The 12,215-nt window shown below is 59.4% G+C and carries 16 protein-coding genes; 9 read left to right on the top strand and 7 right to left on the bottom strand.

Going from position 1 to position 12,215, the window contains the following annotated elements; translation table 11 throughout:
• Positions 1–6: 6 nt before the first annotated feature.
• The 7 genes from hisS to mqnF form a co-directional block, all read right to left on the bottom strand.
• Positions 7–1,218, bottom strand: a complete 1,212-nt coding sequence (hisS, locus tag ACM66T_RS05210; RefSeq protein WP_231020973.1) for a histidine--tRNA ligase — start codon at positions 1,216–1,218, stop codon at positions 7–9.
• On the bottom strand, positions 1,215–1,802 hold the full coding sequence (tmk, locus tag ACM66T_RS05215; RefSeq protein ID WP_231020974.1) for a dTMP kinase: 588 nt from the start codon (positions 1,800–1,802) through the stop codon (positions 1,215–1,217). Before tmk ends, hisS begins: the two co-directional genes overlap by 4 nt.
• Positions 1,787–2,278, bottom strand: a complete 492-nt coding sequence (coaD, locus tag ACM66T_RS05220) for a pantetheine-phosphate adenylyltransferase (RefSeq protein WP_231020975.1) — start codon at positions 2,276–2,278, stop codon at positions 1,787–1,789. The genes tmk and coaD overlap by 16 nt, the downstream gene beginning before the upstream one ends.
• Entirely contained in the window at positions 2,271–2,798 is a 528-nt protein-coding gene (locus ACM66T_RS05225; RefSeq protein WP_231020976.1) for a UbiX family flavin prenyltransferase, read from the bottom strand. Before ACM66T_RS05225 ends, coaD begins: the two co-directional genes overlap by 8 nt.
• A 314-nt stretch (positions 2,799–3,112) precedes the next feature.
• Entirely contained in the window at positions 3,113–3,529 is a 417-nt protein-coding gene (locus tag ACM66T_RS05230; RefSeq protein WP_231020977.1) for a PAS domain-containing protein, read from the bottom strand.
• 72 nt (positions 3,530–3,601) lie between these two features.
• Positions 3,602–4,471 (bottom strand): signal peptide peptidase SppA, encoded by an 870-nt coding sequence (sppA, locus tag ACM66T_RS05235; RefSeq protein WP_231020978.1) that lies wholly within the window; start codon positions 4,469–4,471, stop codon positions 3,602–3,604.
• A gap of 2 nt (positions 4,472–4,473) precedes the next feature.
• Positions 4,474–5,691 carry an aminofutalosine deaminase family hydrolase gene (mqnF, locus tag ACM66T_RS05240; protein ID WP_231020979.1) on the bottom strand — a complete coding sequence of 406 codons (1,218 nt, stop codon included), beginning with the start codon at positions 5,689–5,691 and terminating at the stop codon, positions 4,474–4,476.
• A 79-nt stretch (positions 5,692–5,770) separates the two neighbouring features.
• Here mqnF and aroQ point away from each other — a divergent pair, with 79 nt between their 5' ends.
• From aroQ to hisD, 9 genes are all read left to right on the top strand, one after another.
• Positions 5,771–6,250 carry a type II 3-dehydroquinate dehydratase gene (aroQ, locus tag ACM66T_RS05245; protein ID WP_231020980.1) on the top strand — a complete coding sequence of 160 codons (480 nt, stop codon included), beginning with the start codon at positions 5,771–5,773 and terminating at the stop codon, positions 6,248–6,250.
• Positions 6,251–6,255: 5 nt separating this feature from the next.
• Positions 6,256–6,747 (top strand): 2-amino-4-hydroxy-6-hydroxymethyldihydropteridine diphosphokinase, encoded by a 492-nt coding sequence (folK, locus tag ACM66T_RS05250; RefSeq protein ID WP_231020981.1) that lies wholly within the window; start codon positions 6,256–6,258, stop codon positions 6,745–6,747.
• Positions 6,744–7,571 (top strand): MinD/ParA family protein, encoded by an 828-nt coding sequence (locus ACM66T_RS05255; RefSeq protein ID WP_231020982.1) that lies wholly within the window; start codon positions 6,744–6,746, stop codon positions 7,569–7,571. Before folK ends, ACM66T_RS05255 begins: the two co-directional genes overlap by 4 nt.
• Positions 7,571–8,119, top strand: coding sequence for a hypothetical protein (locus tag ACM66T_RS05260; protein ID WP_231020983.1), 549 nt, complete (start codon positions 7,571–7,573; stop codon positions 8,117–8,119). Before ACM66T_RS05255 ends, ACM66T_RS05260 begins: the two co-directional genes overlap by 1 nt.
• A complete protein-coding gene (locus ACM66T_RS05265; protein ID WP_231020984.1) occupies positions 8,103–8,414 on the top strand; it encodes a cupin domain-containing protein in 312 nt (103 codons plus the stop codon). The genes ACM66T_RS05260 and ACM66T_RS05265 overlap by 17 nt, the downstream gene beginning before the upstream one ends.
• Positions 8,415–8,434: 20 nt before the next feature.
• The gene (locus tag ACM66T_RS05270; RefSeq protein WP_231020985.1) at positions 8,435–8,950 is read left to right on the top strand and encodes a shikimate kinase; all 516 of its coding nucleotides are present in this window, start codon (positions 8,435–8,437) and stop codon (positions 8,948–8,950) included.
• On the top strand, positions 8,947–9,387 hold the full coding sequence (locus ACM66T_RS05275) for a thioredoxin family protein (protein WP_231020986.1): 441 nt from the start codon (positions 8,947–8,949) through the stop codon (positions 9,385–9,387). Before ACM66T_RS05270 ends, ACM66T_RS05275 begins: the two co-directional genes overlap by 4 nt.
• The gene (locus tag ACM66T_RS05280; RefSeq protein WP_231020987.1) at positions 9,384–10,583 is read left to right on the top strand and encodes an NAD(P)/FAD-dependent oxidoreductase; all 1,200 of its coding nucleotides are present in this window, start codon (positions 9,384–9,386) and stop codon (positions 10,581–10,583) included. The genes ACM66T_RS05275 and ACM66T_RS05280 overlap by 4 nt, the downstream gene beginning before the upstream one ends.
• Before the next feature lie 108 nt (positions 10,584–10,691).
• Positions 10,692–11,990 (top strand): histidinol dehydrogenase, encoded by a 1,299-nt coding sequence (gene hisD, locus ACM66T_RS05285; protein WP_416768846.1) that lies wholly within the window; start codon positions 10,692–10,694, stop codon positions 11,988–11,990.
• Positions 11,991–12,215 lie beyond the last annotated feature (225 nt).

The raw sequence follows: 12,215 nt of genomic DNA on the forward strand, positions 1-12,215 counted from the left end.
CTGAAGTTAGAGTTGATCGGCCGGAATAACCGATTCGGTTTTGGTTTCGAGGTCTTTGATCCAGACCTTCCCCTTGTTGCGTTCGTTCTCACCGATCACGACACAGTAGCGTGCGCTGATGCGGTCGGCCCCTTTGAGGTGGGCCTTGAGGCCTTTGGGCGCGTATTCGACGACGACGGTGTCACCGGCGCGTTTGTCGCGGGCGAGCTGCATGATCTGGGGCAGGGACTCGGCGTCCATCGCCCCCATGTAGTAGCCGTTACGGACGGCTTCGGGCATTTTGATCAGTTCGAGCAGACGCTCGATCCCGATGGCGAAGCCGACGGCCGGAGTGGCGCGGCCGTCCAGAAACTCGACGAGGCGGTCGTAGCGTCCCCCGCCGGCCACGGCACTCTGCGCACCGATCTCGTCGCTGACGAACTCGAACGCCGTCTTGGAGTAGTAGTCCAGACCGCGGACCAGGTGGGTGTCGACTTCGTAGGCGATCCCGCCCTCGTCGAGCAGCTGCTTCAGCGTCGCAAAGTCGCTCTCGCAAGCTTCGCAGAGGTTGTCCATCAGTTTCGGTGCCTCTTTGTAGAGGATCTGGCACTTGTCGTTCTTGCAGTCAAGCACGCGGATGGGGTTGGTCGCTTTGCGGCGCGCACAATCCTCACAGATATGCTCTTCATGCTTGTCGAGAAAACCGACAAGCATCTCGCGGTACTGCGGCATGCAGTGCTGGTCGCCGAGGGAGTTGATCTTGAGGCGGTAAGAGATCCCCAGGGCCGTGAGGATATCGGCGATCATGGTGATGATCGTGACGTCCTCATAGACGGAATCGACACCGAAGCTTTCGCACCCGAACTGGTGGAATTCGCGCAGGCGCCCCTTCTGCGGGCGCTCGTAGCGGAACATCGCCCCGTGGTAGAAATAGCGGTGGATCCCCCCGGCACGGTCGAGCTTGTTCTGGACGAAAGCGCGTACGACGCCGGCGGTCCCTTCGGGGCGGAGACAGACGTCGTTCTCGCCCTTGTCGATAAACTGGTACATCTCTTTGCCGACAATGTCGCTGGACTCGCCGACGGAGCGTTTGAACAGCGCCGTCTCCTCGAGCAGCGGCGTTTCGACGTAGCTGAAGCCGTAACGCCTGGCGATGGCCGTGGCCGTTTCCAAAAAGTATTCAAACCGCACGTTGTCCGGCGGCAGTATGTCATTCATACCACGCAGGGAACGAATCATGACTCTCCTTTGGTGATGATAATTTCTTCGATCTGTTCAGTGATCGTATCGACGTCCAGCGCGGCATCGATGACGAGGGTCGGGATCCCCAGCAGCCGGGCGGCCCGCTCCAACTCATCCTGAATCGCCAGCAGGTACTCGGTGCCCCGGGACTCGATGGCATCCTGCTCTTTGCCGGCGAGACGGCGTCTGAGCTCGGGCTCTTCCAGCTTCAATACGACGGCGAAGTCGGGCAGTACCCCTCCCGTGGCAAAGCGGTTGAGGTGGAGCAGTTCGTCGGGTTCGAACGCCTGCTTGACCATGGCGTAGGCCATCCCCGAAATCACCGAACGGTCCGAGACGATCAGCTCGGAGCGGTGGGGAAGGACGACCTCCTCGATATGCTCGCTGCGGTCGGCCAGGAAGAGCAGCATCTCCGCGCGCTCGGACCGGACCCCCGTCTCCAGGAGCAGGGAACGGATCCGCTCCCCGGCCGGCGTGCCGCCGGGTTCCTTGGTGAAACAGGCATCGGGGAAACGCTCCCTCAGGGCCGCCATCTGGGTCGACTTCCCGGCGGTATCGATCCCCTCTAGGACAAGGTACATGAGTCCATTCCCCGGATGATGGCTTCCACCTCGGCGGGCAGCAGGTGCTCCGTTTTGCCGTTGAAGGTGAGCAGATTGCGCACGATGGAGGAGCTGACAAAGGCGTTTCTCAGACTGGGCATCAGGTAGACCGTTTCGACGTTCGCATCGAGCGAATGGTTCAAATAGCCCAGCTGCAATTCGTATTCGAAATCGCTGACGGCGCGCAGACCGCGGATCAGGATGTCGGCGCCGTATTCGCGCGCCAGGTCTATGGTGAGATTGTCAAAGCCGATCACCTCGACATGCTCGAGTCCCCCGACGGCGGCATGGGCCATGCTGACACGCTCGTCGAGGGTGAACATCGGCTTTTTGGTGTGCGACTCGGCGACGGCGACGATGACGCGGTCGAAGAGTTTGAGCGCCCGTGCGATGATGTCGTAATGCCCGTTGGTGATGGGGTCGAAGGTCCCCGGATAGAGTGCTGTTTTAATCATCGCTCCCCCAGCGTGTGTAAAGATCGTTTTCGATACCGATCAGGTCGAACCATTTGCCGATCATGAAGTTCTCCATGGCATCGAGGCTCTCCTGTTGCGAATAGTATGCCAGGACCGGCGGGGCGATAAAGACGCCCAGGGTTGCCAGTTTGTGCATGTTCTCCAGGGCAATGACCGAAAAGGGCATCTCCCGGGGTGCGAGCAGCAGGGTCTTATGTTCCTTGATCATCACACTCGCCGCCCGCGTGGTCAGGTTGTCCGCGATGCCGACGGCCACCTTGGCCAGCGTGTTCATACTGCAGGGGATGATCAGCATCGCATCCGCGCCGAAGGAGCCGGAGGCCAGCGGCGCGGCGATGTCATCCTCATCGTGCAGCATGACATCCTGCTCGTGGCGGAAAACCGTCTTGGCGTTTTCGGAGACGATGAGGTGCTTTTGGACATGATCCGGCAGGGCCCGGAGGGTTTTGAGTCCCAGGGAGGCTCCGCTTGCACCGCTGATGGCTATGATGATCTTCATGCACGCTCGCAAATTGAAATGGGTGCTATTTTACCACGTGGGGACTTAGGTTGCGTATGGGCTGGTAACGGAAGGGTTGGAAAGGGGCGAGAAAAGAGGGAAGAAGTACGGATGCCTCTTCCTCACTTTGAACGAAACTTGAACATGCGGACCATCGTGATCCGCAACGGGGTTAAAACCAAGGTAAAGAGCTTTACCCTGACTTCACTCTAGCAGAGCAAACTTGGCGTTATCCTTAAATCGCCCCTGAAACGGGGGGAAGCGGGGGCGGTGTTCCGGCCCGATCCATAACGTTTGTTAGTGAATCACCAAAACTATTTTTCTTTGGCGATGAGATCCTGGTACTGTTTGATGACGGTTTTGAGCTTGTCGCGATCCGGCATCTTACGCGAAGCGATATAGCCGATGATGTTGCCGGCTTCATCTTTTTTCGGCACGATCGTGACGACGACCCAGTAGTACTTCCCGTCCTTGCGGAGGTTTTTGACGTACCCTTCCCAGGTCTTTCCCTCTTTGATCAGCTTCCACATCCCCTCGAAGGCCGCTTTGGGCATGTCGGGATGGCGCAGAATGCTGTGGGGCTCTCCGAGGGCTTCCTCTTTGGAGTAGCCCGTCATCTCCACGAACTTGCGGTTGACAAAGGTAATGACCCCTTTGAGGTCGGTTTCGGAGATCAGGCTTCTGCCGTCGAAAAGAACTTCTTCATCGATAGGTTTCGGTCGTTTGATCATATATTATCTCTTTCTTTACTAGTGCGGATGACAGTGTGCTGTACATCAGTTTTTCACATTATAGCGTGCTCTTTATTTGAGAACCATATGCGGGAAATAAAGTTGCAACATGCTCGATCCTTCCACGCCGAGGGCGCGGAAAAAACGTTCCATATCGCTCTCTTCGCTCCAGACGGGGTCGGAGACGCCGCTGCGCGCTTCGAGTCGCTGCCGCGCATCGTATTCGACGCCGACGCTGTCAATAAGGCCCACGGCCTTTGCCTGGCGTGCCGTAAAGATGTGCGCGTCGGCATAGACGCTGCTTTTGTCGGGATCAAGGCCGCGCGCATCGGCAACATCGTGAACGAACATCGCATAGGTGTCTTTAATGACTTTTTCGATCTCGGCCCGCTCATAGGGGGTCCAGGTGCGGTCCGGCGTGCCGGCCTGTTTGTATTTGCCGGCCTTGACGACCTGGGTGCCGATACCGACTTTTTCCATCAGACCCTCCAGGTTCGCGCCCTGCATAATGACACCGATGGAACCGACCATGCCGCCGGGGTTGGCGATGATCTCATCGGCCCAGATGGAGGCGTAGTAGCTGCCGCTCGCGAGCATTCCTTTGGCATAGACGACCACGGGTTTGGTCGCCTGAAGGCGTTTGACGGCATAGGCTACTTCGACAGAGGGCGCCACGGCGCCGCCGGGGGAATCGGCGACGAGCAGTACCCCTTGGATCTGCGGATTGGCCCGGGCCTCGTCCAGGGAACGGACGACCTCGGTCGTATCGATAATAGGGCCGTTCAGTTCGATGCGCTGGAGGTTGACCGTCTCGAAGCCGTCGTCGGGCATCGGGAAGAAGATGACGAAAAGAAGCAGCACGAACAGCAGTGCCTTGAAGTGGTTCTGAATATAGTCGATTATCGCGCCCAGGGGGGCAAACAGCATTTTCAAAAAGTGCATGGTTATCCTTTGGGGGAGATCCCGTCGATAAAGATACGGCGGAAAGGGTAGCGCTGCAGCAGCAGATGCAGCGGTGTGTCGTCGCTGGGGGTATGGTCCAGTTCAAGCCAGAGCATGTCGGCGGCTTTCCCTTCGGCGATTTCACCGCAGTTGAGGCGCAGGGCCTTCGCCGCATCGACGGTGACGCTGTTGAGCAGGCGGCGGGCCAGGGGGAGCAGCGGGGTCTCCGAATGCATGAAGAGCGCTATTTTCATCTCCTCGAAGAGGTCGAGGGCATAGTTGGAGCTGAGTCCGTCGGTCCCTGTCAGCCAGGGAAGCTCATGGGCTTCGAGGGCGTCAAGGTCGATGGCGCCGTTGCCCAGAAGCCGGTTGGAAATGGGACAGTGGATGACGGTATGGCCTGCCTTGGAGAGCGCTTCGAGCTCTTTGGGCTGTGCCTGGACGACATGGGTCATCAGGGTCGGCGTGTCGGCAAAGAGTTCGAGGAAGCCCGCGGCATCGTTGACGGCATACTCCTGCTGGAGCAGTTCGTGGAAAAAGGGTTTGAACTCTCCTTCGTTCCGGTCGAGCCACTCCCGTTCGGCCGGGCTTTCAAGGTAGTGGGCCGTCGTGACGAGCCCTTCGTCCCGCGCGACCCGCAGGGCGCGCTTGATGAGGGCGGGGTGGACGGAGTAGGGGGAGTGGACGGCGACGGCGGGGAAAAAACCGGGGCGTTCGACGCTTTTCGAGGCATCGAGGCGCTGCAGGAAATCCCCGTACAGGGCGTCGGCCATCGCCGCCTGCGAGCCGATGACCTCGTTGAAAAAGACGACCTTCTGCGGCGCGGCGGCGGCGGCTTCAAGGTCCAGGCCGTGCGAGCTGATGGCCCCGAAGGCCGTAATACCGTTACTCAGCATCATAGCGATCGTGCGATCGAGGCACTCCCGGCCGCAGGCATTGACGAGCGCCTCGCGCTCCTCGATCACGCTGTAGAGCCAGGTGAGGAAATTGCCGTATTTCAGGGTCGTTTTGTTGGCGCTGAATTCGAGGTGGACATGGGGATTGACCAGGCCGGGCATCAGCAGCGTCGGCCCCTCCGCTTCGAGGATATCGGCGTTGGGAAAACGCGCTTTGAGCGCTTCGAAAGGCGCGACGGCGACGATGGTCTCCTCGAAGGCGACGGCGTGTTCGGTCATGATGCCGGTCGGTGTCAGAATCGCGGAGGGAATGAGAATCGTCATCGGCTGCCCTTAGAAGAACGCTTTAATATAGTCAAGCGTATAATACCCACTCGATTTTAAAACGAGATAAGGAAGATTAATGAAAATTGCAGTCATTCAGGGACCGAACCTCAATATGCTCGGCGTCCGTGAACAGCAGATTTACGGGCCGATGAAGCTTGAACAGATCCACCAGCAGATGAAAGAGTTCGCTGATCAGAACGGCGTGGAAGTCGAGTTTTTCCAGAGCAACCTTGAGGGCGAGATCGTTGACCGCATCCAGGAGTGTTACGGCGACGCGGACGGCATCATCCTCAACGCCGCGGCCTACACCCATACTTCCGTCGCGATCCGCGATGCGATCACGGCTGTCAACCTGCCGACGCTCGAGGTCCATATCAGCAACATCGCACGCCGCGAAGAGTTCAGACAGAAGAACATGATCGCACCGGTGTGCACCTCCTCCATCGTCGGTTTCGGCCCATTCGGTTACCACCTCGCCATGGTCGGTATGCTGCAGATCTTCAACGAAATCCGTGTGGCAAAACAGGCGGCGCAGCAGGCGGCGCAGCAGGCCTGACGTAAATGATCGAGCGGCGGCTCCCCTCCGGCCTGGCCCTGATCCGCACAGGTCAGTTTCCCGGCCTCTTCCCCGTTCACGGTCTGCCGCACAGGGCGGTCATCGGGATCGGGGGCAACCTGGGAGACGTCGTCAGACGCTTCGAGCGGTTACTCGTCTACCTTCGCCGCGACCCCCAGCTTAATGTCCTTTCCGCTTCGCCGCTGTTGCAGAACCCCCCGTTCGGCTATGCGGACCAACCCGATTTTATCAACGGGGTGCTTCTCATCGAGACGACGCTGCCGCCGCGCGCGCTGATGCGCCACCTCCTGCGCATCGAGCGCCGCTTCCGGCGGGTACGCACCTTTGCCAACGCGCCGCGGACCCTGGACCTCGATATCCTCTTTTATGACCGAAGACAGCTGGATTATCCGGATCTGACCGTTCCGCACCCGCATTGGCGTGAGCGCGAAAGCGTCGTGATCCCGCTTTCGCTGCTGCCGGGGAGGACGCGATGAGCCGCCCGGCCAAGCGTACCCGCTTTATCGCCGTGACCAGCGGTAAGGGCGGGGTCGGCAAAAGCACGATTACCTCCAACCTGGCGCTGCTGCTCTCCATCAGCGGTCTGAAGGTGGCGGTCTTCGACGCCGATATCGGTCTGGCGAACCTGGACGTCATGTTCAATGTGACGGCAAAGAACAACATTCTGCACGTCCTCAAGGGGGAGGCGGCGCTTAAGGATGTCGTCATCCCCATCCAGAAAAACCTGTTGCTGATCCCCGGCGAGAGCGGGGAGGAGATCTTCCGCTACTGCGATGCGGAGATGTTCGAGCGGCTTATCGGCGATGCGGGGGTGCTTGACGACATCGACATCATGTTGATCGACACCGGTGCGGGGATAGGCGAGCACACGCAGCTTTTCCTGCAATCCGCTGATGACGTGATCGTCGTCACGGTGCCGGACCCCGCGGCCATTACGGACGCTTATGCCACGATCAAGGTGACGGCGCGCCGTCGCAAGGATATCAAGATGGTCCTCAACCAGGTCCACAGCCCCAAAGAGGCGCACAACATCTTCGCGAAGATCAGCAGCGTCGCCAAGACGCACATCGGCCCGGACCTTCGCCTCGAGCTGCTCGGAGAGATGACCCGGGATGATAAAGTCGCCTATGCCGTCAAGCGGCGATCGAGTTTTGTGCGGGAGTTCCCCACCGCCCGGCCGACCCGCGAGCTGCAGGCGATCGCGCAGAACATTATGGCCGATATCGACCGCAGCGTCACGGTGCAGGCGAGCGAAAGCGGCATCGCCGGACTCTTCAAACGCCTGCTGGAGCAGTTCTGATGGCGCGGGGCGTACTGAACCAGGCGGAGGTCGATGCGCTGATGGAGCTGTTCGGGACGGCGCCGAAAAGCGATCGGCAGCCAAAGCCTGCGGAGAAACCGTCACCGGAAGTCGGGGCGCTGCGCAGCGAATTGGACGCCACGGCCCGGCGCTGGGAAGCCGCGCTGGCTGCGCTGACGGGGGCAGCGGTGTCAGTGACGCTGCAGAGCATCGTCCGCCGGGGCCGGGCCGCCGAGGAAGCGGACGCAATACTGCTGAAGTGCGCGGAACGGGGACGCTATTTGATCATTCCCGAACCCCTCGTCAATCTGGTCAATGAAAAAAGCCTGGGCGCCCTGGAGCCCGATCCGCTGCTGGGGCATCCGCTCAGTACGATCGATCGGGCGCTTTTCGAATCGACGGGCGCCCTGTTTGCCGAAGGGAAGGGATTGGCTGAGGTTGATCGTCTCCCGGAGGGCGAAAAGGTGCTCGAAGCGCGTTTCAATATCGCCGTCGGAGCGCTGCTGAAAACGACGGTGCGTCTGCTGCTGGATGAAGAATCTTTTTGAGTATACCTCTCCGGCGGAGGGGGAAGAGACGCTTGAGCTGCTGCGCCGCGGCGCGGTCCGGATCGAACGGATCGCCTCGAACCGGGCGCGGACGGAGTGGTTTGATCAGGATGAGGATGAGTGGGTCGTTCTGCTTGAGGGGACGGCGGAGCTCGAGATCGAGGCACGGCAGGTCACGCTGAAGCGCGGTGACATGCTGCATCTGCCGGCCCACTGCCGCCACCGGGTGCTTTCGACCTCGGATGACGCCCTATGGCTGGCGGTTTTTATGAGAGATATATCAGCGGTTGGTTAGGATAACCGGAAGGAACTTAGATGGCAAAGAACATTATTTTGATCGGATTCATGGGCGTCGGCAAGGGCAGCATCGCCCGGGAGATAGTGAAACAGCACCCCATGGTTGCCCTCGATACGGACGACGTGATCGAAAGCATGGAAAACCGGAAGATCAAGAAGATCTTCGAAGAGGAGGGTGAAGCGTATTTCCGCGCCATCGAACAGCATGTCGCCGAGTGGCTCGAATCGGATGTGCGCAATACGCTCATCTCGACGGGCGGTGGTTTTTTCAAAGTCAAGAACCTGAGAAAGATTGGTACCGTCGTCCTGCTGCATGCGGATTTCGACACGATACACCGCCGTATCCTCGCCCACCCCAATGCGGATAAAAAGCTCAAAAAGCGCCCGCTTTTCCAGGATGAAGCCCGTGCCAGGGCCCTGTATGACGAGCGGGAAAAACACTATATGAAAGCAGCCGACATCGTTATCGATGTCGAAGGCAAGAGCCCCGAAAAGATTGCGAAAGAGATCATCAAGAAGGTGATCAGGAAATGAAAAAGCTCCTTTCCCTCCTGATGCTGACGGCCGTGTTGATGGCAGAACAGGGCATCCGGTGGGAAACGGATTATGATGCCGCTCTCGCGAAAGCGAAGACGCTGGACAGACCGATCTTCTTCGTCTTCTCCCGCCACAGCTGCAAATGGTGCCGCCACCTGGAGGAGACGACGTTCAAAAACCCCGAGGTGATCGCCCGCCTCAACGGTGCGTTCGTCAATGTTGTCGCCTATACGGATGACGGCGATTTCGTTCCCGGAGCGCTCTGGAGCCCCGGGACGCCGGCCCTCTGGTTCCTCGACAGCCGCGGCGAAACGATGTTCCCTGCGATCCCGGGCGCCGTCGGCGCCGCCGATTTTCTGCACGCGACGGATATCGTCTTGGAGGAGTACAAGGCGCGCCGCGTGCCGCGGCGCTCACTGAGGGGGACGCCGTGACGAAACGCGTCATCATCGTCGGCGGAGGGTATGCCGGCGTCCGCGCGATGCAGCATCTGAGCGCACGCCCCTATATCCAGGTGACCCTGATCGACAAAAACCCTTTCCACTATCTTCAGACCGAAGCCTACGCGCTGATTGCCCAGCAGGCGACGTTGGTCGACGTCACTGTTGATCTGCCGGCCCTCTGCGAGAGCTATGCCTACGCCGCCTTTGTCAAAGCCGAAGTGACCGGCATCGACTTCGAGGCGAAGAAGGTCGCGACCGAGACGCGCGACTACTACTATGACTACATTATCCTGGCGATGGGGAGCAGAACCTTCTTCCCCGATACGATCCCGGGCCTGCACGACTACGCCCACGGGGTCAAAAGCCTCAAAAACGCCTTCCGCTTCCGGCAGCAGTTCGAACAGCAGCTCTTTGCGCGCATGAACAGCGAGGGGGACGAAGAGTGCCGCCGGTTCAACATCGTCATCGCCGGGGCCGGGCTCAGCGGCGTCGAAATCGCCGCCGAACTGGCGGATTACACCGGCTGGTTCATGCAGAAAAACCGGATGCTCTGCGATAGTATCGACGTCCACCTGATCGCCTCGCGCGATGAAGTGCTGGCGGGCATGCATCCCTATTTGCAGGCCAAGGCGAAGGCACGGCTGCAGAAACTCGGTGTGAACGTTATTTTCGGCAGCCGCGTCGCCGCGGTGGAGCCCAACGAAGCCGTGCTCGATAGCGGCAAGAGGGTCGCTTTCGATTTCATGATCTATGCCGGCGGCATCATCGCGCCTAAACTGGTGCATACGCTGGACGTCGAACGAAACAAAAAGGGGCAGATCGCCGTGCACCGAACGTTGGCCGTCGTCGGGAAAGAGGATGCGTTCGCGATCGGCGACGTGGCGGATATGCGTGCCGAAGACGGCCGTCCGCTGCCGGCGACGGCCAACGGTGCGGAGAAGAGCGCCGCGCTCGCGGTCCTCAATCTGCTGCGCTGCAACCGCAGCGAACCGATGCTGGAACGGTCGATCCGCCTGGAGGGGTACATGGTCGCCCTGGGGCGGTTCAACGCGGCCGTCGTCATCTTCGACAAAATCAAGTTCTCCGGCTTCCTGGGCTACGTGATGAAACGGCTCATCACCGACCGCTACAAGTTCCTGCTCGACAGCACGGCCTACAAGGCGTTCCGCCGCCGCCCCAAAGGCTGACAGGCCCGTATATTCCTCCCCTGCGTCCACGGCGGATACCCGCCGGGTGACATTCAAGAAACAAACAGGCTATAATTGCGCCAAAGAAGTATAGAAAAGAGACACATTATGGTATTTACAACGACGACCGCCGCCGACTTCGACACGATTTTCTCAAACCTGCTGGAACGCGGGAAAATGGATATCGAGCATGTCACCGCTATCGTCGGCGGGATCATCAAAGAGATCCGCAGCGAGCAGAACACAGCCCTGAAGCGCCACATCGCGAAGTTCGACCAGTGGGCGCCCGAAAAAGATGAAGAGCTGAAAATCGATGCGGAGGCGATGGCGCAGGCCTACACCCTGCTTGAGCCCGAACTGAAATCAGCACTGCACCTCGCCTATGACCGCATCAAGTCCTACCATGAAAAGCAACTGCCAAAATCCTGGTTCGATACCGAGAGCAACGGCACCATCCTGGGGCAGAAGGTGACGCCGGTCGACCGCGCGGGCCTCTACATCCCCGGCGGAAAAGCGGCCTATCCCAGTTCGCTGCTGATGAACGTTATCCCGGCACAGGTCGCGGGTGTCGAGGAGATCGTCGTCTGTACGCCGACGCCGGAGAACGAACCCAACGCCCTGCTGCTGGCAGCCTGCCACCTCTGCGGGGTGACGGAGGTCTACAAGGTCGGCGGCGCCTCCGCGATCGCGGCGATGGCCTACGGTACCGAGACGATCCCGAAGGTGGACGTCATCACGGGCCCGGGCAACATCTTCGTCGCTACGGCGAAGAAGCTTGTTTTCGGCGACGTCAACATCGACATGATCGCGGGCCCCAGCGAGATCGGAGTCCTGGCCGACGCGAGCGCGAACGCCAACCATATCGCGATCGACCTGCTGTCGCAGGCGGAGCATGACGAGATGGCGAGTTCCATCCTGATCACCCCCTCGGCCGAACTGGCGGAGCAGGTGAACCTCGAGATCGAAGCCTGGCTGCAAAAACTGCCCCGCGAGCAGATCGCCCGCAAGTCCATCGTCGAACGGGGCGCCATTATCGTGGCCCGCGATATGGAAGAGGCCGTCGCGCTGATGAACGAGGTCGCCCCGGAGCACCTGGAAGTGTCGACGGACAACCCCTTTGAACTGCTCGCTTCCATCAAGCACGCCGGTGCCATCTTCCTGGGGCACTATACGCCCGAAGCGATCGGGGATTACGTCGCCGGGCCGAACCATACACTACCGACCGGCGGCACGGCCCGTTTCTACTCGCCGCTGGGGGTCGAGAACTTCCTGAAGAAGTCCTCGGTGATCGCCTTTTCCCGGGCAGCCATCAACGAGATCGGCGAAGCGTGCGCCCTGATCGCGCATACGGAGGGGCTGACGGCGCACGAGCAGTCGGTCCGCGTCCGTATGGGGAACGCCGAGTAAGATAACTGCTGCTTATCCGAAGAAGATGTCAATTTAAATTGAATATCTTCTTCAATCCTTTTTTATATTATTAAAAATAATTTTACCAACTCCGCTTTTTTTACACAAACAGCCCACTATTTGACAATAATGTGCCACTGATTTAGTTTCAGTTAAAGTTAAATCCGATAGCATCCATGTAGCGTAAATGCCTTGTAATCCCCCTATTTGCGGGGGTTTTAAATA

This window comes from Sulfurimonas sp. ST-25, assembly GCF_048079205.1.
GTDB classification, from domain to species: Bacteria; Campylobacterota; Campylobacteria; order Campylobacterales; family Sulfurimonadaceae; genus Thiomicrolovo; species Thiomicrolovo sulfuroxydans.

What these genes read in the sequence shown, in the direction of transcription:
- ACM66T_RS05255 (WP_231020982.1), top strand. Translation starts at nt 6,744, where the DNA reads ATGAGCCGCCCGGCCAAGCGTACCCGCTTTATCGCCGTGACCAGCGGT.
- ACM66T_RS05275 (WP_231020986.1), top strand. Translation starts at nt 8,947, where the DNA reads ATGAAAAAGCTCCTTTCCCTCCTGATGCTGACGGCCGTGTTGATGGCA.
- hisS (WP_231020973.1), bottom strand. Translation starts at nt 1,218, where the DNA reads ATGATTCGTTCCCTGCGTGGTATGAATGACATACTGCCGCCGGACAAC.
- ACM66T_RS05225 (WP_231020976.1), bottom strand. Translation starts at nt 2,798, where the DNA reads ATGAAGATCATCATAGCCATCAGCGGTGCAAGCGGAGCCTCCCTGGGA.
- mqnF (WP_231020979.1), bottom strand. Translation starts at nt 5,691, where the DNA reads ATGACGATTCTCATTCCCTCCGCGATTCTGACACCGACCGGCATCATG.
- folK (WP_231020981.1), top strand. Translation starts at nt 6,256, where the DNA reads ATGATCGAGCGGCGGCTCCCCTCCGGCCTGGCCCTGATCCGCACAGGT.
- ACM66T_RS05265 (WP_231020984.1), top strand. Translation starts at nt 8,103, where the DNA reads ATGAAGAATCTTTTTGAGTATACCTCTCCGGCGGAGGGGGAAGAGACG.
- sppA (WP_231020978.1), bottom strand. Translation starts at nt 4,471, where the DNA reads ATGCACTTTTTGAAAATGCTGTTTGCCCCCCTGGGCGCGATAATCGAC.
- ACM66T_RS05260 (WP_231020983.1), top strand. Translation starts at nt 7,571, where the DNA reads ATGGCGCGGGGCGTACTGAACCAGGCGGAGGTCGATGCGCTGATGGAG.
- aroQ (WP_231020980.1), top strand. Translation starts at nt 5,771, where the DNA reads ATGAAAATTGCAGTCATTCAGGGACCGAACCTCAATATGCTCGGCGTC.
- tmk (WP_231020974.1), bottom strand. Translation starts at nt 1,802, where the DNA reads ATGTACCTTGTCCTAGAGGGGATCGATACCGCCGGGAAGTCGACCCAG.
- ACM66T_RS05270 (WP_231020985.1), top strand. Translation starts at nt 8,435, where the DNA reads ATGGCAAAGAACATTATTTTGATCGGATTCATGGGCGTCGGCAAGGGC.
- hisD (WP_416768846.1), top strand. Translation starts at nt 10,692, where the DNA reads ATGGTATTTACAACGACGACCGCCGCCGACTTCGACACGATTTTCTCA.
- coaD (WP_231020975.1), bottom strand. Translation starts at nt 2,278, where the DNA reads ATGATTAAAACAGCACTCTATCCGGGGACCTTCGACCCCATCACCAAC.
- ACM66T_RS05230 (WP_231020977.1), bottom strand. Translation starts at nt 3,529, where the DNA reads ATGATCAAACGACCGAAACCTATCGATGAAGAAGTTCTTTTCGACGGC.